This is a genomic window from Methylobacterium tarhaniae (assembly GCF_001043955.1).
Lineage (GTDB): Bacteria > Pseudomonadota > Alphaproteobacteria > Rhizobiales > Beijerinckiaceae > Methylobacterium > Methylobacterium tarhaniae.
In genome coordinates this window covers 1-24,069 of record NZ_LABZ01000080.1, presented here as the reverse complement: position 1 = coordinate 24,069, position 24,069 = coordinate 1, and the positions used below count along the sequence as shown (strand labels likewise).

Genomic DNA, 24,069 nt, shown 5'->3' with positions numbered 1-24,069 from the left:
ACGCACACCTTGTCGGGAGGCAGGGCGGGACACGGGGAGGACGGCGGGCATCAGGCGCGCTGTCCCTGTCCGCTGCCCTGGCGGGTCAGGATGCCGAGGAGGCCTGCCGGCACGAACAGGATCACCGCGAGCGCCGCGGCCGAGACCACGAAGGTCGAGAGGGGGCCGAGCGGCCGCAGCAATTCGCCGGCGGCGATCAGGAACACGGCGCCCAGAACACCGCCGACGATGGTGCGCCGCCCGCCGAGTACCGCCCCGATGATGACCTGCACGCCGACCGAGACGTCGATCAGGGTGCCGACGGAGGCGGTGCCCATGTAGAACACGAACAAGGCCCCCCCGAGGCCGGAGAAGACCGCGCTGACGCAGAACGCCGCGAGCTTGTGCTTGGCGACGTTGAAGCCGAGCGCGCCCGCCTCGACCGGATCCTGCCCGCTCGCCTGGAGGATCAGCCCGACCGGCGAGACCGCGATGGCGTAGAGGATGAGCCCGCTCACCCCCATGAAGCCGAGCGCGATCCAGTAGTTGGTCGCCGCGTCGATGCTGATGACGTCCGGCACCGTCAGGCCGATCTCGCCGCCGGTGGTGTCGGCGAAGACGACGATCAGGTTCTGCAGGATCAGCACCGCCACGACGGTGGTGAGGCCGAAATACGGGCCCCGCACCCGGAGCGCCGGCAGGGCCAGGACGAGGCCGCCGATCACCGCCGCGACCGTACCGGCAAGCAGGCACAAGGGGATGCCGACGCCGTGGCCGTTGAGGATGCCGGCGGTGTAGGCCCCTAAGCCGATCAGGAAGGTCGGGCCGAAATTCACCTCGCCGGCGAAGCCGAACAGGAGGTCCCAGGCCATCGAGAACACGCCGAAGAAATACGCGACGGTGAGAAGGCCGAGGATGTAGCCCGAGACCCAGAACGGCAGCACGCCGGCGAGCGCGAGGCCGATCAGGCAGAGCCAGAACAGCGGATTGCGAAGGGTCTTGGTGACGACGGTGTTGGCGGGCATGGGGCCTCGATCGATCAAGAGAAAGGCCGGGCGTCAGCGGCGCCCGAGCAGGCCCTGCGGGCGGACATACATCACCGCCACGAGCAGCAGCAGCGCGGGGATGGTCCGGTAGGCCGGGGAGATCAGGTAGGCGGTGAGCGTCTCGAGATAGCCGACGACGTAGGCCGCGATCAGCGAGCCCGAGACGCTGCCGAGGCCTCCCAGCACCACGATCGAGAAGGCGCTGGCGGTGAGCGGGCCGACGCTGTAGCTCGACACCCCGAGGAACTGGCCGAGCAGCACCCCGGCGATGCCGGCGAGCACGCCGTAGATGATCCAGATCGCCACGTAGATCTTCGACAGCTCGAAGCCGAGGAGGGTGACGCCGCGCGGGTTCATCGAGGCGGCGAGCACCACCTTGCCGGTGCGGGTCCGGTTCACGAGGAGCCAGAGCAGCCCAATCACGCCCCAGCAGACGACCGCCGTGAAGACCTGGTTCCACGGCGTGCGCACGCCCGCGATGGTGACGACGCCCTCGACGATCGGCATCACCGTCTTGGCGTTGCTGGTGAACAGGTAGGCGATGAATTCCTGGATCATGATGCCCCACAGGAGCGTGCCGGTGAGGATGAAGATCTCCTTCTCCTCCGGCGGGATCGCCCGGGAGCGGTCGATGGGGCGCACCACGACGCCGTAGGTGGCGAGCGTCAGCACCGTGCAGGCGAGGATGCCGGTCGCCGCGCCCGCATAGGAGCCGAGGCCGAACTCGCTCGACGCCGCCCAGGCCACAACCGCGGCGGTGACCATGAGGGCGCCATGCGACAGGTTCAGCACGCCCGAGACGCCGAAGATGAGGGTGAAGCCGGTGGCGCCGAGCGCGTAGAGCGCCGAGATGGCGAAGCCGTCGATGAGGATCTGGATCGCGGTCATGTCGCGGTCTTTGGGGCTCGCGGGAAAGATGGGTCGGTCAGGCGCGCGAGAACTCCCCCTCTCCAGGCGATGCCGGGCTTGCCCGGTATCGCCTGGAAGGTGCGGGAGAGGGGATCCCGCGCTGGCTGGATCGGGGAAGATCGACGGAGGCCGTCAGTTCGCGGCAGTGCCCGCCTTGACGAAGCTCGGGAAGGTGATCTTCCCGTTCGCCACATTTTGCGGCCAGATCGCCAGCTGCTTGCCGTCCTGCCACTGCATCATCATGCCGGAGACGAGGCCCGGGCCGTACTTGATCGAGTGGGTGAACTCGTCGTCCTTGCCGTAGAACTGGATGCGCCCGAGGGTGCCCTCCCAGTCGGTCTTCTCCAGCGCCTCGACGAGCTTGTCGGGATCGGTCGAGCCCGCCCGCTTCACCGCATCGGCGATGTAGTAGACCTCGTCATAGGCGGTGTAGCCGGCATAGCTCGGATAGTTGCCGTACTTGGCCTTGAAGGCCTCGGCGAAGGGCGCGGTCTTCGGCGTCACGTTGGTGCCGGGGGCGGCGAACATCTCGAACAGCACGCCCTCGGTGGCGCCGTTCGTTTCCTTCCAGAAGGTGGCGTTCGTCGCCTGCGAGGCGATGCCGATCATCGGGATCGGCACCTGCTGGCTGCGCCACTGCACCGTCGGCTGCACGCCGACATGCGAGATGCCGGTGACGATCACGTCGGGCTTGGCGCCCTCGATGCGGCTGAAGATCGGGTTGAAGTCGGTGGTGCTCGGCGAGAAGCGGATGTGGTCGAGCACCTTGAGGCCGACCTTCGGCAGGCATTCCTTGTAGCCCTCGTCGAGGGGCTTGGTCCACGCCGCGTCCTCGCTCATGATGACGGCGGTCTTCATCTGCCGCCCCTCGACCAGGAGCGCCTTGGCGGCGTCGCAGACGGCCTGCGACTGCGCCTTCGAGGTCAGGTAGCCGTGGAAGGAATACTTGTTGCGGGCGTAGTCCTTGTGGACGTTGAGCGGGATCTCGTTCGAGGCCGCGCCCGGGGTGATGAAGGGCAGCTTCAGCCGGGCTGACCAGGGCTGCAGCGCCAGCACCACCTCGCTGATGTAGCTGGCGATGACCGCGTGGGCCTTGTCCTCGCTCGCCGCGCGCTGGAAGGCGCGGACCGAGTCGGCGGCCGAACTCTTGTTGTCGTAAGGAATGATCTCGATCTTGCGCCCGTCCATCCCGCCCTTGGCGTTGATCTCCTCGGCGGCGAGCTGGGCCGCCTGCGGGATCGAGGCCCCGGCCAGCGCCTGCGCCTCCGCGATCACCGCGATGCGGATCGGGTCGGCGGCCTGAACGGTCGAGAGCGAGGCATTGGCAGCCAAGAGGATCGTAGAACCAAGCAACGCCTGGACGAGCCGTCGCCTGGCGACGGGTGCGCACTCCAGCATGACGTTCCCTCTTCCGGCCGCTGTTTGATTGATGGCGTCGCGGCTCGGGCCGGGAGTGTAACGGGAGCGTGATCGATCACAAGACGTTGTTAGAGCATGGGACGCGCCGGAAGGGGATGAAACGGCGAGCCATCCCATGGGCGCATGGCTCTGCGCCCGGGAGCGAGGGGCCGGAGAGGGAGGGTGCCGCAAGGGCGCGCCCGTCCTCCGGGCCCGGCGCCCGTCGCCGGTCCGGACCGGCGAGGCGGAGCCCGGAACGGTCGGGAGGGCAGGACCGGGAGCGGGGGGCCTGGTTGCCCCCTGCCGGTCCCCGTCACTCCGCCGGCGGCCGGGCGCTCTCGCGGAACGGATGCGCCGGATAGGTGCCGATGATCCGGAACGCGCTCGAGAAATAGGCGAGCTCGTCCAGCGCCCGGCGCAAGGACGGCTCCTCGGGGTGGCCGTCGACCTCGGCGTAGAACTGGGTCGCGGTGAATTGGCCCTCGACCATGTAGCTCTCGAGCTTGGTCATGTTGACGCCGTTCGTGGCGAAGCCCCCGAGCGCCTTGTAGAGCGCCGCCGGGATGTTGCGCACCCGGAAGATGAAGCTCGTCACCGTCGGCCCGTTGCCCGCCGGCGGCAGGACCGGCTCGCGGGAGAGCACGACGAAGCGGGTGGTGTTGTGCTCCTCGTCCTCGACGTTCTCGGCTAGGACGTCGAGGCCGTAGATCTCGCCGGCGAGCCGCGGCGAGAGCGAGGCGCGGGTGCGGTCCCCGGCCTCGGCGACCTGGCGGGCGGCCCCGGCGGTATCGGGCGCCACCACGGCCTTGAGGCCGAGGCGCCGGATGATCTTGCGGCACTGGCCCAGCGCATGGACGTGGCTGTGCACGGTGCGGATCTCCTCCAGCCGCACGCCCGGCAGGGCCATGAGCTGGAAGTGGATCGGCAGGAACTGCTCGCCGACGATGTGCAGCCCCGAGGCCGGCAGCATGTGATGGATGTCGGCGACGCGGCCGGCGATCGAGTTCTCGATCGGGATCATGCCGAGAGCCGCCGAGCCGTCCTGCACCGCCGTCAGCGCGTCCTCGAAGGTGGCGCAGGGCAGGGGCGTCCAGTCCGGATAGGCCTCCTGGATGATGATGTGCGAGTTGGCGCCGGGCTCGCCCTGGTAGGAGATCGTTCGATTCATCGCGGCAATGCTTTCGGGGCACTCAGTTCAGGCGTCGGGCGGCCAGGATGGCGCGGGCGCGTTCGAGGTCGTGCGGGGTGTCGACGCCGAGCGGCACGTCGTCGACGACCACGGCGTCGATCCGCATCCCGGCCTCGAGCGCGCGCAGCTGCTCGAGCTTCTCGCGCAGCTCCAGCGGGCTCGGCGGCAGGGCGATGAAGCGCGCGAGCGCCCGGCGGCGATAGGCGTAGAGCCCGATATGGTGGAGGAGCGGGCCGTCGCCGTACGGCGCGGTGGCGCGGGTGAAGTAGAGCGCCCGCAGCCGGCCGGGCGCGACCTCGGAACCGACCAGCTTGACGACGCTCGGCTCGGTCCGCTCCTCGGGCCGGGTGATGACGGCGCAGAGCGTCGCGATATCGACCGCCGGGTCGGCGAGCGGGACCACCGAGGCCGCGATGGCCGCGGGATCGATGGTCGGCAGGTCGCCCTGGACGTTCACCACGACGTCGTGGCGCCCCTCCGGGTCGATCACCTCCAGGGCCTCGGCCAGGCGGTCGGAGCCGGACGGATGGTCGGGCCGGGTCATCACGGCAAGGCCGCCCGCCGCCTCGACCGCCTGCACGATCGCGGCCGTGTCGGTGCAGACCACCACCGGCCCGATGCCGGCCTCGATCGCCCGGCGCCAGACGTGGACGATCATCGGCGCACCGGCGATGTCGGCGAGCGGCTTCTCGGGCAGGCGGGTCGCCGCGAGGCGAGCGGGGATCAGGACGAGCGGATCGGACATGCGGCGGATTTTCGGGCGGTGGATCGGATCTGTGGATGACGGATCGTCCGGCAGGCCGCGGCTCTTAGCAGCGCCGGCCGGGCTTGTCATGACGGGTGGTCCCCTGCGCACCGTGGCCTCGTCCACACGCCGGCGCTCTGCGACGAACCGACGATGTTTAGAGCCATTGTCAACGGTGTCACAGAACGGCTAAGCACCGGCGGACCTTCAGAGCGGCGTGGGGCCGGGCCGCGTCTCGAATCGCCCCTGCTCACCGGAGCATCGGAGCTGCCGACACATGGATTCCTTCGAGCTTAACAAGATCGCCGGCGCAGTGCTCGGCGCCCTGCTCCTCGCGATGGGGACGGGGTTCCTGGCCGAGCTGATCTACAAGCCGAAGCCGGCGGGTGATCGCGGCTACGCGCTGCCGGCCGCCGAGGAGAATGCCGGCGGCGCCGCGCCCGCCGCCGCCAAGGAGGAGCCGCTGCCCGTGCGCCTCGCCAGCGCCGACCCCGCCAAGGGCCAGGCCGCGGCCAAGAAGTGCATGGCCTGCCACAGCTTCGAGAAGGGCGGCCCGAACAAGGTCGGCCCCGACCTGTACGGCGTCGTCGAGCGCCCGAAGGGCGGCCACGAGGGCTTCGGCTACTCGGCCGCGATGAAGGCCAAGGGCGGCAACTGGACCTACGAGGACCTGGACAAGTTCCTCCACGCCCCGAAGCAGTACGTGCAGGGCACCATCATGGCCTTCGCGGGCGTGCCGTCCGGCGCCGAGCGGGCCGACATCCTGGCCTACCTGAAGACCCTGTCCGACAAGCCGGTCGATTTCCCGAAGCCCTGAGGGCTTCGCGTTCCGCGCGTGACGACGAGGCCGGGCGAGAGCCCGGCCTTTTTGTCATGGAGCTCGTTTGTCATGGTGCTCGGCGAAAACCCGGCCTTTTGGCGTGCAGGCCCCCTGCGCCGACGCGCCCGGGTTGGCGGAGCCGCATCCCGCGACCTAGAACGGGGGGAGACTTGTCCCCACCGGAGGATCGCCCCGCGTGATCGCACGCCCCCTCACTCGCCGCGCCGCCCTCGCCGTCCTGAGCCTCGCCGCCCTCCCGGCCGGGGCCCAGATGGCCCGCGCACAAGCGCAAGGAGCGCCCCCGGCCGGCGGAGCACCGGCCGGCCGCGTCCCCGGCGACGGCTGGCGCCACGGCCTGTCGCTCCTCGGCGAGCCGAAATACCCGGCGGGCTTCACGCATTTCGACTACGCGAACCCCGACGCCCCGAAGGGCGGGCTGGTGCGGTTCGGCTCGCAAGGCTCGTTCGACAACTTCAATCTCGTGGTCGCCGGGGTGAAGGGCGACCTCGAGAGCCAGATCCCGCTGATCTACGACACCCTGCTGGCCCAGGCCCAGGACGAGCCCTCGACCTATTACGGCCTCCTCGCCGAGGCGGTGCGGCCGGCGGAGGACCTGAGCAGCGTCACCTACCGCCTGCGCCCGGAGGCGCGCTGGCACGACGGCAAGCCCGTGACGCCGGACGACGTGGTGTTCTCCTTCGAGGTCCTGAAGGAGAACAGCCCGCAATACGCCGCCTACTACCACAACGTGACGAAGGCCGAGGTGACGGGCCCGCGCGAGGTGCGCTTCACCTTCTCGGAGACGGGCAACCGCGAGCTGCCCCAGATCGTCGGCCAGCTCCCGGTGCTGCCCAAGCACTGGTGGCAGGGCAAGGACGCGTCGGGCAAGACCCGCAACCCGACCGAGACGACGCTGGAGATCCCGCTCGGCTCCGGCCCCTACCGCCTCGCCCGGTTCGATGCCGGCCGCACCGCCACCTACGAGCGGGTGCCGGATTACTGGGGCCGCGACCTCGCCGTGAACCGGGGCGCGAACAACTTCGACACCCAGCGCGCCGAGTATTTTCGCGATGCGACGGTGATGATCGAGGCGTTCAAGGCCGACCAGTTCGACTGGCGCACCGAGAACATCGCCCGCAACTGGGCCACCGCCTATGACGGCTTCCCGGCCGTGCGCGAGGGCCGGATCGTCAAGGAAGAGTTCCCGCAGGCCGGCATGGGCATGATGCAGGCCTTCACCCTCAACCTGCGCCGCAAAAAGTTCGCCGACGCGCGGGTGCGCCGCGCCTTCAACCTCGCCTTCGACTTCGAGGAGATGAACCGCACCCTGTTCTACGGCCTCTACAGCCGTGTCGATTCGTACTTCTTCGGCACCGAGCTGGCCTCGTCCGGCCTGCCCGAGGGGCGCGAGCGGGCGATCCTGGAGAGCGTGAAGGACAAGGTGCCGGAATCGGTCTTCACCACGCCCTACAGGAACCCGGTCAACGGCAGCGCGGAAGCGGTGCGGGCGAACCTGCGCGAGGCGGTGCGCCTGTTCCAGGAGGCGGGCTACGAGATCCGCGGCAACCAGATGGTCGAGAAGGCCAGCGGCCAGCCCTTCACCGTCGAGTTCCTCGGCTACGACAACTCGGCCGAGCGGATCGTGCTGCCCTACCGCGCCGCCCTGGAGCGCATCGGCCTCAAGGTCAGCTTGCGCGTGGTCGACCCGGCCCAGTACCAGAACCTCGCCCGCAGCTTCGACTTCGACGCCCTCGCGCTCAGTTCCTGGCCCGAATCGCTCTCGCCGGGCAACGAGCAGCGCGACTTCTGGGGCACGGCCTCCGCCGACCGGCCGGGCTCGCGCAACCTCGCGGGCATCAAGGATCCGGGAGTCGACGCGCTCATCGACAAGGTGATCTATGCCGGCGACCGCGAGGAGCTGGTGGCGGCGACGCGCGCCCTCGACCGGGTGCTGCTCGCCCACAACTTCGTCGTGCCGCAATGGTCCTCCAACGTGTCCCGGACCCTGCGCTGGAACCGCTTCGGCCGTCCGGCGGTGCTGCCGAAATACGGTGCCTCGGGTTTCCCGACGACCTGGTGGTACGATCAGGCGCTCGCGGCCAAGACCGGGGTGGCGCGGTGATCCGCCGGCGCACCTTCCTGGCCGGGGGCGGGGCGGCTTTGCTCGCCGCCCGCGTCCCGGCCGTCGCACGACCGGCCGAGCGCCACGGCCTGTCGAGCTTCGGCGACCTGAAATACCCGGCCGACTTTCCGCGCTTCGACTACGTCGAGCCCCTGGCGCCGAAGGGCGGCACCTTCTCGGCGCAGCTCTCGGCCACGAGCGGCAACCAGGCCTTCGAGACCTTCAACACGCTCAACATCTACGTGCTGAGGGGCGACGGCGCCGCCGGCATGGACCTCACCTTCGACAGCCTGATGGTGCGGGCCCTCGACGAGCCGGATTCGGTCTACGGCCTCGTCGCCCGCAGCGTCTCGGTCAGCGATGACGGGCTGGCCTACCGCTTCGCGTTGCGCCCGCAGGCCCGTTTCCACGACGGGTCGCGGCTCACCGCCCGCGACGTCGCCTTCTCGGTCACGACCCTGAAGGAGAAGGGCCATCCCCGGATCGCCGCCCTCCTGCGCGACGTCGCCGGGGCGAGCCCGGACGGGGACGACGCGGTGGTGGTCCGCTTCGCCCCCGGCCGCAGCCGCGACCTGCCGCTGATCGTCGCCGACCTGCCGATCTTCTCCGAGGCCTATTACCGCGGCCGCGACTTCGAGGCCTCGACGCTGGAGCCGCCGCTCGGCTCCGGGCCCTACCGGGTCGCGCGCTTCGAGGTCGGCCGCTTCATCGCCTTCGAGCGCGTCGCCGATTACTGGGGCGCCGACCTGCCGGTCACCGTCGGCCAGAACAACTTCGCCGAGATCCGCTACGAGTATTTTCGCGATCGCGACGTCGCCTTCGAGGCGTTCAAGGCCGGCACCTTCACCTGGCGCGAGGAGTTCACCTCCCGGGTCTGGGCCACCGGCTACGATTTTCCGGCCGCCCAGGAAGGCCGGGTCAAGCGCGAGACGGTGCCGGACGCCACGCCCTCGGGCACGCAGGGCTGGTTCCTCAACGCCCGCCGGGCGGTCTTCCGCGATCCCCGCATCCGCGAGGCGATCGGGCTGGCCTTCGACTTCGAGTGGTCGAACCAGAACCTGATGTACGGCACCTACAAGCGCACCGCCTCGTTCTTCGAGAATTCCGACCTCAAGGCGGAGGGGATGCCGTCGCCCGAGGAGCTGGCGCTCCTCGAACCGTTCCGGGGCCGGGTGCCCGACGAGGTGTTCGGCGAGCCGTGGTCGCCGCCGCGCTCGGACGGGTCGGGGCAGGACCGGGCCCTGCTGCGCCGGGCCGACACGCTGCTGCGCCAGGCCGGCTGCACCCGCGACGGCGGCGTGATGAAGCTGCCGGACGGCCAGCCGCTCACGTTCGAGTTCCTGGATTCCTCGCCGGTCTTCCAGCCGCTGCTGCAATCCTACATCAAGAACCTCAGCCTTCTCGGCATCCGGGCGAGCTCGCGCCTCGTCGACGCGGCGCAGTACCAGGCGCGGCTGAAGGATTTCGACTTCGACGTGGTCTCGGCCCGCTTCAGCGGCTCGGTCACTCCGGGCGCGTCCCTGCGCGAGGTCTATGGCAGCCGCAGCGCCGGGACGCCGGGCTCGCAGAACCTCGCGGGCATCGAGAACCCGGCCGCCGACGCGATGCTCGACCGCATCGCCGATGCCGCCTCGCGGGCGGAACTCACCACCGCCTGCCGGGCCCTCGACCGGGTGCTGCGCGCCGGGCGCTACTGGGTGCCGATGTGGTACGGCGCCACCCATCGCCTCGCGCTCTGGGACATGTATGGCCGCCCGCGCGAGCTGCCGAAATACGGCCTCGGCGTGCCCGCCCTGTGGTGGCACGATGCCGAGAAGGCCCGGAAGATCGGACGGAGCTGACCAAGATGGCCGCCTACATCCTGCGCCGCCTGCTCCTGATGATCCCGACGATCCTCGGGATCATGCTGATCTCCTTCGTGATCGTGCAATTCGCCCCCGGCGGGCCGGTGGAGCGGGTGCTGGCCCAGCTCCAGGGCCAGAACACCGCCATGTCCCGGGTCACCGGCGGCGGCGGCGACCTCGCCGGGCGCGGCGCAACGCAGGGCGGGGGAGGCGAATCGAACTCCCGCTACCGCGGCGCGCAGGGCCTCGACCCGGCCTTCATCAAGCGCCTGGAGCAGCAATTCGGCTTCGACAAGCCGGCCCCCGAGCGCTTCCTGAAGATGCTGTGGGACTATGCCCGGTTCGATTTCGGCAAGAGCTATTTTCGCGACGTCTCGGTGCTCCAGCTGATCCGCGAGAAGCTGCCGGTCTCGATCAGCCTCGGCCTGTGGATGACGCTGATCTCCTACGCGATCTCGATCCCGCTCGGGATCCGCAAGGCGGTGCGGGACGGCTCGCCCTTCGACGTCTGGACCTCAGGGATCGTCATCGTCGGCTACGCGATCCCCGGCTTCCTGTTCGCGATCCTGTTGATCGTGCTGTTCGCCGGCGGCTCGTTCTGGCAGGTCTTCCCGTTGCGCGGCCTCACCAGCGAGGGCTGGTCGCAGTTCCCGCTCTGGCAGAAGGTGACGGACTACCTCTGGCACATCACGCTGCCGATCATCGCCATGGCGATCGGGGCGTTTGCCACCTCGACGCTGCTGACCAAGAACTCGTTCCTCGACGAGATCCGCAAGCAATACGTGCTGACCGCGCGGATGAAGGGCCTGTCCGAGCGCCAGGTGCTCTACGGCCACGTCTTCCGCAACGCGATGCTGATCGTGGTGGCGGGCTTCCCGGGTGCCTTCATCTCGGCCTTCTTCGCCGGATCGCTCCTGATCGAGACCATCTTCAGCCTCGACGGGCTCGGCCTGCTCTCGTTCGAATCGATCGTGAACCGCGACTACCCGGTGGTGTTCGCCAACCTCTACATCTTCTCGCTGCTCGGCCTGGTGGTGAACCTGATCTCCGACCTGACCTATAGCTGGATCGACCCGCGGATCGATTTCGAGGCGAGGGCGGCGTAGAGCTCCTGAACCCTCCCCCGCAGAGCGGGGAGGATTCAGGATTGCGCCTGATCAGGGGGGCTCAGCCCTCCGCCGGCTTCGCCTCGGCCTTCGGGCCGCCCTTGGCGACGCCGACCAAAGCCGGGCGCAGGACGCGCTCGCCGATGACATAGCCCGACTGCACCACCTGCACGACCGTGCCGGAGGTCACGTCGGGGTTCGGCACCTCGAACATCGCCTGGTGCAGGTTGGGATCGAAGCGCTGCCCTTGCGGGTCGACCCGCTTCACGCCGTGACGCTCCAGGGTCTTCAGCAGGTCGCGCTCGGTCAGCTCGATCCCGTCGACCAGCGCCTTGAGCGGGCCCTCGGCGCTCGCGCGGGCATCGGCCGGCACGCTCTCGAGGGCGCGGCGGACGTTGTCGGCGGCGTTGAGCATGTCGCGGGCGAAGTTCGTCACCGCGTAGGTGCGGGCATCCGCCACCTCGCGCTCGGTGCGCCGGCGCAGGTTCTCCATGTCGGCCAGCGTGCGCAGCAGCTTGTCCTTGAGGTCGAGCTTCTCGGCCTCCAGGGCGGCGATCGTGTCGGCGGTGGGCGCGGCCTCCGGCGCGGAGGCGGGAGCGCCCTCGGCAGCCTCGGGCTCGTAGGCCCGCGCGGCGTTCTCCGTGTCGTTCGGCGTCATCGTCATTCCGAAAATGGGTCTGGGAGTGACCCCGATATCAGGTGGAAGGCCGGCGAAATCAAGCTTCGCCGGCGGCCGGGGCCCGCTGGCTCTGCTCGTCCTTAAGGGCTCCCTTGCCCGACCCGCGGCGGCCCCGGTCGCCGCGGGGCAGGTCGGCCTCGAACACCGCCATCACGGCCCGGCGGATCGTCGCCTGCCGGTCGGGCTGGGTCACCTTCGTGCCGGTGAGGTCGGTGACGTAGAACACGTCGACCGCCCGCTCGCCGAAGGTCGCCACATGGGCCGAGGTGATGTTGAGGTTGAGCCGGCCGAGCGCCGAGGTGAGGTCGAAGAGCAGGCCCGGCCGGTCGAGGCCGGAGATCTCCAGCACCGTCTCGCGGGCCGACAGCGCGTTGTCGATCGACAGGTCGGGAGCGACCTGGAAGGTGCGCGGCCGGTCCTTGACCGGGTGCTTGTCGGCGACGAGGTCGGCGATGCGGATCTCGCCCTTCAGCGCCCGCTCGATGGCGGTGGCGATGCGGCCGGCCCGGCGCAGCTCGTCCTCGTCGCGCTCGAAGGCCCGCGACAGGGTGATGGTGTCGAGCACGAATCCGTCGGCGGTGGTGAAGATCTGCGCGTCGACGATGTTGCCGCCCGACGCCGCGCAGGCGCCGGTGAGGATCGCGAGCAGGCGCGGATGGTCCGGGGAGTAGACGCAGAGCTCGGTCACGCCCCGCGACAGGTCGGTCTCGAAGGTGGTGGCGACGGTGTGGCCGGCCTCGACCGCCGCCCGGATGAAGCGGGCGTTCTTGAGCTGGCGCCCGGCATCGACCTTGAGCCAGTAATGCGGGTAGTGCCGGGCGGCGTAGGCGTCGAAATCCTCCGCCGTCCAGTCGGTCAGCTGCTCGCGCAGGCGCATCTGGATCAGCCGGACGCGATCGGTGCGCGGTATCTCCGAGCGACCGCCCGACAGCACCATCTCGGTCTCGTAGTAGAGGGTGCGGAGCAGCGTCGCCTTCCAGGCGGTCCAGGTGCCGGGGCCGACCGCCTTGATGTCCGCGATGGTGATGACGAGGAGGAGCTTCAGCCGCTCCAGGCTCTGCACCACGCCCGCGAAGGTCTCGATGGTCTTCGGGTCCGAGAGGTCGCGGCTCTGGGCCGTCATCGACATCAGCAGGTGGTGCTCGACCAGCCAGGCGACGGTGCTGGTCTCGGCGGCATCGAGCCCGAACCGTGGCCCGAGCTTGCGGGCGACGGCGGCTCCGGCGATCGAGTGGTCCTCCTTCCGGCCCTTGGCGATGTCGTGCAGGAACATCGCCACGTAGAGGGCGCGGCGGTTCTGGATCGTGCCGACGATGCGGTGAGCCAGAGGATGCTCGTCCTCCAGCTCCCCGGCCTCGATCTTGGCCAGGACGCCGAGCGACCGGATCAGGTGCTCGTCCACCGTGAAGTGGTGGTACATGTTGAACTGCATCATCGCGACGATGCGGCCGAAATCCGGCACGAAGCGCCCGAGCACCCCGGTCTCGTTCATGTGCCGGAGCACCGTCTCGGGGGCGTTCTGCGAGGTCAGGAGCTCCAGGAACAGGCGGTTCGCCTCCGGATCGACCCGCACCATCGGGCCGATCAGGGCGAGGGAGCGCGTCGCGAGCCGGCTGGCATCGGGGTGGATCGGGAGGTCGTGCCGGTCGGAGAGCCAGAACAGCCGGATCAGGTTGACCGGGTCGCGCTCGAAGGCGCCGTCGTGGCGGACATCCAGGCGGCCGGTATGGATGCGGAAATCGTCCGCCTCGAGGTCCGGCGCGCGGAAGTGCTGCTTGAAGCGGCGCAGCCAGCGGTCGAGCACCGGCGGGCGCTTGGCGTGGCGCGCCTCCATCTCGGCGCAGACGATGGCGGTGAGGTCGCCCACGTCCTTGGCGATCAGGAAGTACGACTTCATGAAGCGTTCGACAGCGGCAAGGCCGCCGCGGGCGCCGTAATCGAGCCGCTCGGCGATGCGCGGCTGCAACCCGAAGGACAGCCGCTCCTCGGCCCGCCCGGTGACGAAGTGCATGTGGCAGCGCACCCGCCACAGGAACTCGTCGCAGCGCTGGAACAGCCGCAACTCGTCGGGGGTGAACAGGCCGGCCTCGACCAGGTCCTCGGCCTCCTTCACCCGGAAGGTGTACTTGGCGATCCAGAACAGGGTGTTGAGGTCGCGAAGCCCTCCCTTGCCGTCCTTGACGTTGGGCTCGACGAGGTAGCGCGAGGCGCCGCTCTTCTGGACCCGGGCGTCGCGCTCCTTGAGCTTGGCCTCGACGAACTCGGCCGCCGTGCCCTGCACCACATCGCGGTCGAAGCGGGTCTCGAGCTCGTTGAACAGCGCGCGGTCGCCGAACAGGAAGCGCGATTCGAGGAGGGCGGTGCGGATCGTCATGTCGCCGCGGCCCTCGCGCAGGCAATCGGCGACCGAGCGCGTGGCGTGGCCGACCTTCAGCTTGAGGTCCCACAGCACGTAGAGCATCGCCTCGACGACGCTCTCGCTCCAGGCGGTCTGCTTGTAGGGCAGAAGGAACAGGAGATCGATGTCGGAGCCCGGCGCCAGCAGGCCGCGGCCGTAGCCGCCGGTCGCCACCACGGCGATCTGCTCGGCCGCGGTCGGGTTGTCGGCCCGGTAGAGCCGCTTGACCACCGCGTCGTAGATCGCCCGGATCACCGCATCCATCTGGGCGCAGATCAGCCCGGCGCAGGCATGGCCGTCGCGCTCGGCCAGCAGCCGCCGTTCGGCCTCGGCGCGGCCCGCCTCGATGATGCGGCGCAGCTCCGGCACCAGCCGCTCGCGCAGGCGGGTCGGGTCGCTGAGCGACTGGTCGATGCCGGCGAGCAGCGCGCGCAGGGCGGCATCGGTGTCGGACGGGTCGATGGCGGGTTCGGAGATGACGGGCTCGGACATGATTGCCGGAATCGGGCCGGGAACGTGGGGGAAGCGCGCGGCCGGGTCCCGTCGCGTCGATTCCTGTTTCGCATCCCGGCCGACGGAAAGCCAACGCTTCCGCGCGGCGCACAGGCGCCCACAGGGACGATGCGTTCGATCCAAAAGGCCAATCCGCTTCTTCGGCCGGATCGTTTGACACTCCGAACGGCGCGCCCTAGCTATGACGCCGGTCCGCCCTCGCTCGCGGGGGAAAGGTGACCAAAGGGGAGAGACGATGCGCATCCACCGTCGCGCGCTGATCGGCACCGCCCTCGGGGCCGCTCTTGGAGCATTATGCCTCGCCCCCGCCGGTCCGGCGCTCGCGCAAGCCCCCAAGGAGGTGCGCCTCGACTGGGCGACCTACAACCCGGTCAGCCTCGTCCTGAAGGACAAGGGCCTCCTCGAGAAGGCGCTCGCCCCCCAGGGCATCACCGTGCGCTGGGTCCAGTCGCTCGGCTCGAACAAGGCGCTCGAATTCCTCAATGCCGGCTCGATCGATTTCGGCTCGACCGCCGGCGCGGCGGCCCTGCTGGGACGGATCAACGGCAACCCGATCAAGGCGGTCTACGCCTTCTCGCGACCGGAATGGACCGCCCTGGTGACCCGGCCCGATACCGGCATCGCCAGCGTCAAGGACCTGAAGGGCCGCCGCGTCGCCGTCACCCGCGGCACCGACCCGCATATCTTCCTGATCCGGGCCCTGCGCGGCGCCGGCCTGACCGAGCGCGACGTGAAGCTGGTGCTGCTCCAGCACCCGGACGGGCGCACGGCCCTCGACCGCGGCGACGTCGATGCCTGGGCCGGCCTCGACCCGATCATGGCGGCGGCCGAGATCGAGAACGGCGACGTGCTGTTCCACCGCGACCCCGCCGCCAACACCTGGGGCGTCCTCAACGTCCGCGAGGACTTCGCGAAGCAGAACCCGGACCTGACCCGCAAGGTGCTGGCCGCCTACGAGGAGGCGCGCAAGCTCGCCCTCTCCGACCCGCAGGACCTGAAGCGCATCCTCGCCGCCGCGACGAAGCTGCCCGCGCCGGTGGTGGAGCGCCAGCTCGAGCGCACCGACCTGTCGCAGCCGGCGATCGGCAAGCTCCAGGCCGAGACGATCCTCGATGCCGGCACGGCGCTCCTCGATGCCGGGGTGATCCCGGCCGGCACCGATGTCGGCGCCGCGGTCGAGGCCTTGATCGACCCGCGCTTCGGGCCGTCGGCGCCGTGAGATCGGTGGAGGCCGGATCGCTCGCCCTCGCGCCCGCCCCGGCGCGGGCGCCGCGCCTGCCCGGCGGGCGGGGGCTCATCGGCCTCGTCCTGCCGCTGGCGCTCGCCCTCGCCTGGGAAGCGGCGGTGCGGGCGGGTCTGGCGCAGGGGCGGCTGGTGCCGCCGCCGAGCCGGGTCCTCGCCACCTTGTGGGGCCTCTCGGCGAGCGGCGAGCTCTGGACCCACGTGCTCGCCAGCCTGAGCCGGGTCGCGGCGGGGTTCGGCTTCGGCGCCGTCGCGGGAATCGCCGTCGGGGCGCTCACCGGGACGCTGCCGCTCGCCCGGCGCCTGGTCGATCCGAGCCTGCAGGCCCTGCGGGCGATCCCCTCGATTGCCTGGGTGCCGCTGTTCATCCTGTGGTTCGGCATCTTCGAGGCCTCGAAGATCACGCTGATCGCGGTCGGCGTGTTCTTCCCGGTCTATCTCGGGGTGGCGGGCGCCATCGCGGGCGTGGACCGCAAGCTCGTCGAGGTCGGGCGCGTCTTCCGGCTCTCCCGCCTCGCGCTGGCCCGCCGCATCCTGCTGCCGGCCGTGCTCCCGGCGACGCTCGTGGCCCTGCGCACGGGCTTAGGGCTCGGCTTCATGTTCGTGGCGGCGGCCGAGCTGCTCGGCGCCTCGGAAGGCCTCGGCTATCTCCTCCTCGACGGACAGCAGCTCGGCAAGCCGGACCAGATCGTCGCGGCGATCCTGGCCTTCGCCATCCTCGGCAAGCTCTGCGACGCGGTGCTCGTCGGGCTGAGCTCGCCGCTGGCGCGCTGGCAGGACACCGCGCGGGACACCCTCTGAGATGCTGATCCTCGACCGGCTGTCGAAGACCTATGCCGATGGTACCCGCGCACTCGCCGACCTCTCGCTCGAGGTGCGGGCCGGCGAGATCGTGGCGCTGATCGGCGGCTCGGGCTGCGGCAAGACCACGCTGCTGCGCCTGATCGCCGGGCTCGACCGGGCGAGCGCCGGCCGCATCAGCCTCGACGGCGAGGGGATCGCCGCGCCGCATCCGGGCGTCGGCATCGTCTTCCAGGAGCCGCGGCTGCTGCCCTGGCTCAGCGTCGCCGACAATGCCGGTTTCGGCCTCGCCGACCTGCCCAAGGCGGAGCGCCGGGCCCGGGTCGCCCACGCCCTGGAGCGCGTCGGCCTTGCAGAGCATGCCGGGCGCTGGCCGCGCGACCTGTCGGGCGGCCAGCAGCAGCGTGTGGCGATCACCCGCGCCTTCGTGGCGGCCCCGAAGGTGCTGCTCCTCGACGAGCCGTTCTCGGCCCTCGACGCCCTGACCCGGGCCGGGCTGCACCGCCACCTGCTGGCCCTGTGGGAGGAGAGCCGGCCGACCGTGCTCCTCGTCACCCACGACGTCGCCGAGGCGGTGGCGCTCGCCGACCGCGCCGTGGTCCTGCGGCCGAAGCCCGGCCGGATCGACGACACGATCCCGCTCCCCTTGAGCCGCCCGCGCCAGCCCTCGTCGCCGGGCAGCGAGGCCGCCGCCCGCACGATCCTGGCGAGCCTCGACCGTTCCTTGCGCCCGGAGGGCGAGACCGACCGGACGAGGCCCGACGCCTCCGCGATGTGGTGGTGAGATCGTCGCGGCACGCCCTGGCACGAGACGGCTGCCGGATGCTAAGCCGTTCGCCCATCAACAGGGAGGATCCCCGATGGACGCCACCGAACTGCGCTCGCTCCAGGCTCCGATCAAGGACCGCTACCGCAGCGATCCGGACGCGGCCGTCGTCACCCTGACGGCACAAGGATCGCTCGACGACGGCGGCATCGCCTGCAAGGTCGAGACCGGCCGGGCCCTGGCGGTGGCGGGCCTGCATCCGGCGAGCGGCGGATCGGGCGCCGAGCTCTGCTCCGGCGACATGCTGCTCGAGGCCCTCGTCGCCTGCGCCGGCGTGACCCTGAAGGCGGTGGCGACTGCCCTGGAGATCCCGCTGCGCAAGGGGCTGGTCAAGGCCGAGGGCGACCTGGATTTCCGCGGCACGCTCGGCGTCGACAAGGGCGCGCCCGTCGGCTTCCGGTCGATCCGCCTCCGCTTCGAGGTCGACACGGACGCGCCGCAGGAGAAGATCGACCAGTTGCTGAAGCTCACGGAGCGGTACTGCGTGGTGTTCCAGACCATCAACCAGAAGCCGCAGCTGGACGTGGTGATGACGCGGGGATGAAGGGCGTCGGCTCGCGGCGCGAGCCTTGCTCGTGAGCGTTCGGACGGGCATCCGTTTGGATGTCCGTCGGGCAACGGTGATCGCAGGAAGGTCCGTATCGTGGATCAGGATCGTCAGAAACTGGTCTCCAACGAGCAGGCCAAACTGACGGCCACCTACGTCAACGGCATCGCCATCGCCACCTTCGCGGTTGGCTGCCTCGCCCCATTGATCGCTGCAGGCGGCACCATCCACGATATCGATCCGGGCCTGAGGACGGGCATCCTGCGCTTCCAGATCACCGCATCCGCCGCCTCGCTGGTGATCTCGGTCGTTTGCTTCTTCACCAGCGGGTTCCTACATTGGATCGCCAGACGGGTGCTCCGGAGCCTCCAATGACGAGCTATCTGCCCTTGCTCGCGCTTCTCGTGGTTCCCGTGGGTGCCCTGACCCTCGCCGGCTGGGCCTTCTGGCTCACGAAGCGCGCTCACTGACCCACCCTCACTCCCCCCGCGCCAGGAACTGACGGAACCGCTCCGACCGCGGCGCGGAAAAGACCTGCTCGGATGGCCCGTCCTCCAGGATCCGGCCCTCGTGCAAGAAGACCACCCGGTGGGCGACGTCGCGGGCGAAGGCCATCTCGTGGGTGACGACCAGCATGGTCCGGCCTTCCTCGGCGAGCGCCCGCATCACCCGCAGCACCTCGGCGACGCGCTCGGGGTCGAGGGCGGAGGTCGGCTCGTCGAAGAGCAGCACCCGCGGATGCATGGCGAGCGCCCGGGCGATGGCGGCGCGCTGCTGCTGGCCGCCGGAGAGGTGGGCCGGGTAATGGTCGCGCTTGTCGCCGATGCCGACCTTGGCGAGGAGCCCCTCGGCCTCGGCGATGCACTCGGCCTTCTTGCGCCCCAGCACGTGGACCGGCGCCTCGATCACGTTCTCCAGCACCGTGCGGTGGGACCAGAGGTTGAAGCTCTGGAACACCATGCCGACCCGGGCGCGGATGCGGTCGACCTGGGCGCGGTCCGCCGGCACCCGGCCGCCGCGGCGAGCGCGCCAGGCCACCGCCTCGTCGCCGACCACGACCTCGCCGGCCTCCGGCACCTCCAGCAGGTTGATGCAGCGCAAAAGCGTCGACTTGCCCGAGCCGGACGAGCCGAGGATCGCCACCACCTCACCTTCGCGGGCGGAGAGCGAGACGCCGCGCAGGACCTCGTTGCGGCCGAAATGCTTGTGCAGGTCGCGGACCGCGACGGCCTCGGGACGGGTGGGCGAGGGGGCCAGCATGGCGCGGATCCGGTCTCAGGCGGGGCGGATCACCGGGCGCGGGCGCAGGTCCGGCGACAGCCAGGCCTCGGCGGCCCGCAAGGCGCCGATGATCACGAAGGTGAGGGCGAGGTAGAACGCGCCGGCGCAGAGGAAGACCTCCAGCGCCCGGAAGCTCTGGGCGATCAGCTTCTGGGCGATGCCGGTGATCTCCATGAGGGTGATGGTGGAGGCGAGCGAGGTCGCCTTGACCACCGAGATCACCTCGTTGCCGTAGGCCGGCAGGGCCTGGCGGGCGGCGAGCGGCAGGGTGACGCGGCGAAACAGCAGGAGGCGCGGCATGCCGCAGGCACGGCCCGCCACCAGCGCCCCGTGCGGCACCGAGAGGACCGCGCCGCGGAAGATCTCCGCCGTGTAGGCGCCGGTATTGAGGGCGAGCGCGAGCAGGGCGCACCAGTACGGCTCGCGGAAGAAGGTCCAGAGGCCCCAGGCCTGCAGGGTCGGGCGGAACTGGCCGAGGCCGTAATAGATCAGGAAGATCTGCACCAGGAGCGGCGTGCCGCGGAACACGAAGACGTACAGGCGGGCGAGCCAGTCCGCCGGCGCGGCGCCCGAGAGCCGGCCCCAGGCCGCGAGAGCCGCCAGAACGCCCCCGAGGGCGACCGAGCCGGCGGTGAGGCTCAGGGTGAGGGGCAGGCCGCCGAGCAGCGACCGGACGGTGGAGTCGAGGAAGTCGAGATCGATCATCGCCGTTCCCCGGTCATGGTCTCGCCTCGCTCACGGGGCGCCCCGGCGGGCATGGGCCTCGGCCCTGGAGAACCCCCAGGTCGAGAGCGAGGTGATGGCGAGGTAGAGGGCGCCGGCCGCGAGATAGAAGGTGAAGGGCTGGCGGGTCGAGCCGGCGCCGACCTGGGCCTGGCGCAGCAACTCGATGAGGCCGGTGACCGAGACCAGCGCCGAATCCTTGAGCAGGATCTGCCAGACATTGCCGAGGCCGGGCAGGGCGGTGCGGGCGACGAGGGGCGCCACGACCCGGCGCAGGATCAGGCCGCGATGCATGCCAACGGCGCGCGCCGCCTCGATCTGCCCGCGGTCGAGGGCGAGATAGGCGCCGCGGAACACCTCGGCCTGGTAGGCGCCCGAGATGATCCCCAGCGCCGCGACGCCGACCCCGAAGGCGGGCAGGCCGACGAAGCCGGCGACCCCGAACAGGCCCGCGATGGTGCCCAAGGCCGCGCTGCCGCCGAAATACAGGAGGTAGATCACGAGCAGGTCCGGCACGCCGCGCAGGAGCGTGGTGTAGCCGTCGGCCACGAGCCGCAGGGGCAGGAGGCCGGAGAGCTTGGCGCCGGCCGCCAGGCCGCCGAGCACGGCCCCGACGAGGAAGCCGCACAGGGCGAGGCCGAGGGTGGTGCCGGCGGCCAGAAGCAGCGCGCCGCCCCAGCCGCCGGGCCCGAAGCCGAGAAGGGTGAAGGCGCTCACGCGGGGCCGGTCCTCATTGGGTCTTTTTCCGCCGTCAGCCCTGCGGGGTCAGGTCGGCCTTGAACCACTTGAGCGAGAGTTTCTTCAAGGTGCCGTCGGCGATCACCGCGTCGATGCCCTCGTCGAGCCGCGCCTTCAGCTTGGTCTCGCCCTTGCGCAGGCCCATCGCCACGCCGCGGCCGAGGATGCCGCCGCGAAAGCGGGGGCCGGCCAGCATCACGGTGTCGGCGAATTCCGGCTTCTCGGCGGTCGCCCGCAGGGGCGCGTCGTTGGCGAAGATCGCGTCGATGCGGCCGGCGGCGAGGTCGAGGTCGTGCTGCTCGGTGGTCTTGTACTCGCGCGCCTCGACGGTGCCCTTCAGGTACTTGTCCATGAAGGCGGCGTGGATGGTCGAGACCTGGACGCCGACGGTCTTGCCCTTGAGGAGCGGCTTGATCGCCTCGAGGGCTTTCTGCGCCTCGGCTTCGTCCGTCAGGCTGAACTTCTGGTTGGCCAGCGGCAGCTTCGCCAGCGGCCCGTTGCGGTCGACCGCGAAGCCCGAGGAATCGCCGCTATAGGGCTTGGTGAAGTCGACCACCTTCAGCCGCGCATCGGTGATGGTCATGCCCGACATGATCGCGTCGAACTTCTTGGCGTTTAGGCCCGGCACCACGCCGTCCCAGTCCTGGGCGACGAACTCGCATCTCAGCTTGGCGCGGGCGCAGATCTCGCGGCCGAGCTCGATCTCGTAGCCGTCCAGGGTGCCGTCGGGCTTGGTGAAGTTGTACGGCGCGTAAGCGCCCTCGGTGGCGATCCTCACCGTCGCCGGCACCGCGTCCTCGGCCCGGGCCGCCCCGGCGGAGCCGAACGCGAGGGAGAGGACGAGGGCGAGAGCAGACCTGATTCTCATTGTGGCGTGGTCCCCGAACCCTTTGAGCGTTCCGCGCTCAGCTAACCCGCAAGGCATGCCCCGGCGCAAGCGCTTGCATGCCGGGATCTGACACGCCGGGACGATGCGAACGGCGTGCCACCCGTGGTTTGCACTCACAGTCGAGCGCTGCTATGGCCGCCTCCACGGGCGCTGCTGCCCGGCGCGGGCGAGGCGCCCGCCGGGAGTTGAGCGGATGACCCCGAGGGCAGAGGCGCGACGACGGATCGCCTGACCGATCCGCCCATCATTCCCGACGCCTGCCCCGAGTGTGCCCGTGACCACGCTTCCCCTCGTCATCCGGCCCGAATCCCCGCGCGACGCCGACGCCATCGAGCGCCTGCACGAGCGCGCCTTCGGTCCCGGCCGCTATGCCCGCACCGCCTTCCGGTTGCGCGAGGGCGTCGCCCATCTCTCCGACCTCTCGTTCACGGCGCTCGTCGGCACGCTGCTGGTCGGCTCGGTGCGGGTCTCTCCGGCCCGGGCCGGGGCGACGCCGCTCCTGGTCCTCGGCCCCCTGACGGTCGATCCGGCCTTCGGCAGCCGCGGCATCGGCGGCGCGCTGATGCGCGCCTCCCTCGATGCCGCCCGGGCCGGCGGCCACGGCCTCGTCATCCTGGTCGGCGACGCGCCCTACTACGCCCGCTTCGGCTTCCGGGTGCTGCCGCCGCGCCAGCTCACCCTGCCGGGCCCGGTCGATCCCGGGCGGTTCTTAGGCCTGGAACTGCGCGAGGGGGCCCTCGCGGAGGTGGGGGGCAGCGTCGTCGGCGGGGATTGAGGGCACCTCGCGAAACTCCCGCTGCGCTGCCGCGACCATCGCGACGGGAGTTTCGTGGGCGACACCGAGGCCTCTCAGGCGGGGTCGGCCTCGCCGGGATAGGCGTCGAGCGGGATCGTGCCGCCCTTGCGCACGACCTCCCGCGCATCCTCCGCCGGCAGGGCACCCTCGAAGATGTCCAGACGCTTCCAGGCCGGGAACGGCTGGTGACCCGCCGGATCGGGCAGGTGCGGCGAGAGCGCCGCACCGTTGCTCCGGTGGATGTAGCGGCCGCAATTCACGAAGATCGTCTCGGCCGTGACCCGGACGACGTGATCCGCCCCCGGGTACAGACGGAGCAACGCCTCGTCGTCGTCGAGCGCGGCGGTGCCGTGCACCCGCAACCGGTGCGGGCTCTCGAAATCGATGAAGAGCAGGCCGATGCGCGGATTCTCGCCGAGATTGCCGAGCGTCAGGAACATGCCGTTCCCGTCGTAGCTGGGCAGGATCAGCTCGCTCGGGCCGATGACCCGGATGAAGCCGGGTGCGCCCCCCTTGTAGGACACGGTGGGCTGGCCGCTCCCATCCACCGTGCTGAGGAAGACCATCGTCGCCCCCTCGATGAAGGCGCATTCCGGCGGTTCGAAGCAGGCATGCGCGTGCTGCTCCAGCCGGTCGGCGAGGGCACGCGTGCCGTGCTCGTCCTGCAAGCGCCGGTGGCTTGCACTGAAGAAGACGCTCATGGTTCCTCCCGAACCGGTCGGCGCCGGCCCCGCTCCGCGCCGATTCCGCTGCTGGCCGCGCGGGCTGAACCGGATGTGCCGGCTCGACCGCTGGCGTCTTCCCAGCATGCGGGCGGGGGAGCACCGCACCCAGGCTTAGGAAGCGAGGGCGACCCGGGAGCTTCCTCCTCTCCCTGCAACGACGTCGGGCAAGCCCGAGATCTGTCGGGGGGAGAGGAGAAAGCCACGCCCCGTCCTGCCCGGGCCATCATCGCCCAGGCGGGGAGAGGCGATAGACGAGTCGTAACGAAGCTCAATCCTTCATCACCTGGCCGTCCGGCCCGACCTTCACTTCCTGCTCCTTGTCGGCAAGCGCCACCTTGATCTCGTAGGCGACCGCCGAGCCCTCGCGCTCGACCTCGGCCTCGTAGGCCTTGCCGCCGCCGGCCTGCTTCTCGGCGATCGCCAGGGCGTCCTTCAGCGAGACCTTGGCGTTGTTGAAGTCGGCGACCTTCAGGCGGGTGAAGTAGCGCTCGATCGGCTGGTTCTCGCTCTTGTAGAGCGCGCCGGTATCGGCGTTGATGCCGTGCTCGACCAGCTTGCCGTCCGGATAGACGACCTTGATCGCCCAGTGGGTCGGGTTCTTGCCGTCCGCCTTCTCGAAATCGGCGTCGATGGCGCGGCCCTTCTCGCCCTGCTGCTCGGCGGTCGTGATCGCCTGGGCGAGGCTGATCTTGGCCAGCTTGGCGGCCTGCCACTCCTTCATGTCGCTCGCCGGCGCGGTGGCCGGGGCGGTGG

General features: G+C 70.4%; 23 protein-coding genes. 10 read left to right on the top strand and 13 right to left on the bottom strand.

Translation table 11 applies throughout. From position 1 onward, the window contains the following. Positions 1-50: 50 nt before the first annotated feature. The 5 genes from VQ03_RS12730 to VQ03_RS12710 all read right to left on the bottom strand — a co-directional run bounded on the left by VQ03_RS12730 (position 51) and on the right by VQ03_RS12710 (position 5,266). The gene (locus VQ03_RS12730; RefSeq protein ID WP_048451255.1) at positions 51-1,004 is read right to left on the bottom strand and encodes a branched-chain amino acid ABC transporter permease; all 954 of its coding nucleotides are present in this window, start codon (positions 1,002-1,004) and stop codon (positions 51-53) included. A 33-nt stretch (positions 1,005-1,037) separates the two neighbouring features. Further along, positions 1,038-1,913, bottom strand: coding sequence for a branched-chain amino acid ABC transporter permease (locus tag VQ03_RS12725; protein ID WP_048451254.1), 876 nt, complete (start codon positions 1,911-1,913; stop codon positions 1,038-1,040). Positions 1,914-2,066: 153 nt separating this feature from the next. Next, a complete protein-coding gene (locus VQ03_RS12720) occupies positions 2,067-3,332 on the bottom strand; it encodes an ABC transporter substrate-binding protein (protein ID WP_048451253.1) in 1,266 nt (421 codons plus the stop codon). Between the two features lie 313 nt (positions 3,333-3,645). After that, positions 3,646-4,500 (bottom strand): prephenate dehydratase, encoded by an 855-nt coding sequence (locus tag VQ03_RS12715; RefSeq protein WP_048451252.1) that lies wholly within the window; start codon positions 4,498-4,500, stop codon positions 3,646-3,648. A 22-nt stretch (positions 4,501-4,522) separates the two neighbouring features. Then, on the bottom strand, positions 4,523-5,266 hold the full coding sequence (locus VQ03_RS12710) for a 3-deoxy-manno-octulosonate cytidylyltransferase (RefSeq protein WP_048451251.1): 744 nt from the start codon (positions 5,264-5,266) through the stop codon (positions 4,523-4,525). A gap of 277 nt (positions 5,267-5,543) precedes the next feature. On the opposite strand from VQ03_RS12710, the gene VQ03_RS12705 reads away from it, so the two are divergent. The 4 genes from VQ03_RS12705 to VQ03_RS12690 all read left to right on the top strand — a co-directional run bounded on the left by VQ03_RS12705 (position 5,544) and on the right by VQ03_RS12690 (position 11,158). After that, the gene (locus tag VQ03_RS12705) at positions 5,544-6,083 is read left to right on the top strand and encodes a c-type cytochrome (RefSeq protein ID WP_048451250.1); all 540 of its coding nucleotides are present in this window, start codon (positions 5,544-5,546) and stop codon (positions 6,081-6,083) included. Positions 6,084-6,285: 202 nt separating this feature from the next. Further along, complete coding sequence (locus VQ03_RS12700) at positions 6,286-8,208, top strand: extracellular solute-binding protein (RefSeq protein ID WP_425350065.1); 1,923 nt, start codon at positions 6,286-6,288, stop codon at positions 8,206-8,208. After that, positions 8,205-10,049 carry an extracellular solute-binding protein gene (locus VQ03_RS12695; RefSeq protein ID WP_083467967.1) on the top strand — a complete coding sequence of 615 codons (1,845 nt, stop codon included), beginning with the start codon at positions 8,205-8,207 and terminating at the stop codon, positions 10,047-10,049. The genes VQ03_RS12700 and VQ03_RS12695 overlap by 4 nt, the downstream gene beginning before the upstream one ends. 5 nt (positions 10,050-10,054) lie before the next feature. Continuing rightward, a complete protein-coding gene (locus tag VQ03_RS12690; protein ID WP_048451248.1) occupies positions 10,055-11,158 on the top strand; it encodes a microcin C ABC transporter permease YejB in 1,104 nt (367 codons plus the stop codon). 61 nt (positions 11,159-11,219) lie between these two features. Here VQ03_RS12690 and grpE read toward each other — a convergent pair whose 3' ends face one another. After that, positions 11,220-11,816 carry a nucleotide exchange factor GrpE gene (grpE, locus tag VQ03_RS12685; protein WP_048451262.1) on the bottom strand — a complete coding sequence of 199 codons (597 nt, stop codon included), beginning with the start codon at positions 11,814-11,816 and terminating at the stop codon, positions 11,220-11,222. Between the two features lie 58 nt (positions 11,817-11,874). Continuing rightward, positions 11,875-14,727 carry a [protein-PII] uridylyltransferase gene (locus VQ03_RS12680; RefSeq protein WP_048451247.1) on the bottom strand — a complete coding sequence of 951 codons (2,853 nt, stop codon included), beginning with the start codon at positions 14,725-14,727 and terminating at the stop codon, positions 11,875-11,877. A gap of 256 nt (positions 14,728-14,983) precedes the next feature. Here VQ03_RS12680 and VQ03_RS12675 point away from each other — a divergent pair, with 256 nt between their 5' ends. From VQ03_RS12675 to VQ03_RS12655, 5 genes are all read left to right on the top strand, one after another. Next, a complete protein-coding gene (locus tag VQ03_RS12675) occupies positions 14,984-15,967 on the top strand; it encodes an aliphatic sulfonate ABC transporter substrate-binding protein (RefSeq protein WP_048451246.1) in 984 nt (327 codons plus the stop codon). Positions 15,968-15,972: 5 nt separating this feature from the next. After that, entirely contained in the window at positions 15,973-16,791 is an 819-nt protein-coding gene (locus tag VQ03_RS12670) for an ABC transporter permease (RefSeq protein ID WP_425350064.1), read from the top strand. 1 nt (position 16,792) lies between these two features. Further along, the gene (locus VQ03_RS12665; protein ID WP_048451244.1) at positions 16,793-17,575 is read left to right on the top strand and encodes an ABC transporter ATP-binding protein; all 783 of its coding nucleotides are present in this window, start codon (positions 16,793-16,795) and stop codon (positions 17,573-17,575) included. 76 nt (positions 17,576-17,651) lie between these two features. Continuing rightward, positions 17,652-18,161 (top strand): OsmC family protein, encoded by a 510-nt coding sequence (locus VQ03_RS12660; protein ID WP_048451243.1) that lies wholly within the window; start codon positions 17,652-17,654, stop codon positions 18,159-18,161. Positions 18,162-18,260: 99 nt separating this feature from the next. Then, positions 18,261-18,539, top strand: coding sequence for a hypothetical protein (locus VQ03_RS12655; RefSeq protein ID WP_053078538.1), 279 nt, complete (start codon positions 18,261-18,263; stop codon positions 18,537-18,539). 102 nt (positions 18,540-18,641) lie between these two features. Here VQ03_RS12655 and VQ03_RS12650 read toward each other — a convergent pair whose 3' ends face one another. Genes VQ03_RS12650 through VQ03_RS12635 form a run of 4 tightly spaced genes read right to left on the bottom strand, consistent with a single transcriptional unit; the run spans position 18,642 to position 21,774 of the window. Next, positions 18,642-19,424, bottom strand: a complete 783-nt coding sequence (locus tag VQ03_RS12650) for an ABC transporter ATP-binding protein (protein WP_048451241.1) — start codon at positions 19,422-19,424, stop codon at positions 18,642-18,644. Positions 19,425-19,439: 15 nt separating this feature from the next. After that, entirely contained in the window at positions 19,440-20,150 is a 711-nt protein-coding gene (locus tag VQ03_RS12645) for an ABC transporter permease (RefSeq protein ID WP_048451240.1), read from the bottom strand. Positions 20,151-20,180: 30 nt separating this feature from the next. Then, entirely contained in the window at positions 20,181-20,885 is a 705-nt protein-coding gene (locus tag VQ03_RS12640; protein ID WP_048451239.1) for an ABC transporter permease, read from the bottom strand. Positions 20,886-20,919: 34 nt separating this feature from the next. Continuing rightward, positions 20,920-21,774: a transporter substrate-binding domain-containing protein gene (locus tag VQ03_RS12635; RefSeq protein ID WP_048451238.1), complete on the bottom strand. Its 855-nt coding sequence runs from the start codon at positions 21,772-21,774 to the stop codon at positions 20,920-20,922. Positions 21,775-22,069: 295 nt separating this feature from the next. On the opposite strand from VQ03_RS12635, the gene VQ03_RS12630 reads away from it, so the two are divergent. Then, positions 22,070-22,570: a GNAT family N-acetyltransferase gene (locus VQ03_RS12630; protein ID WP_048451237.1), complete on the top strand. Its 501-nt coding sequence runs from the start codon at positions 22,070-22,072 to the stop codon at positions 22,568-22,570. A 74-nt stretch (positions 22,571-22,644) separates the two neighbouring features. Here VQ03_RS12630 and VQ03_RS12625 read toward each other — a convergent pair whose 3' ends face one another. After that, complete coding sequence (locus VQ03_RS12625; protein ID WP_048451236.1) at positions 22,645-23,292, bottom strand: pyridoxamine 5'-phosphate oxidase family protein; 648 nt, start codon at positions 23,290-23,292, stop codon at positions 22,645-22,647. Between the two features lie 292 nt (positions 23,293-23,584). Beyond that, on the bottom strand, positions 23,585-24,069 hold a 485-nt coding region (locus tag VQ03_RS12620; protein ID WP_048451235.1), incomplete at its 5' end, for a PepSY domain-containing protein.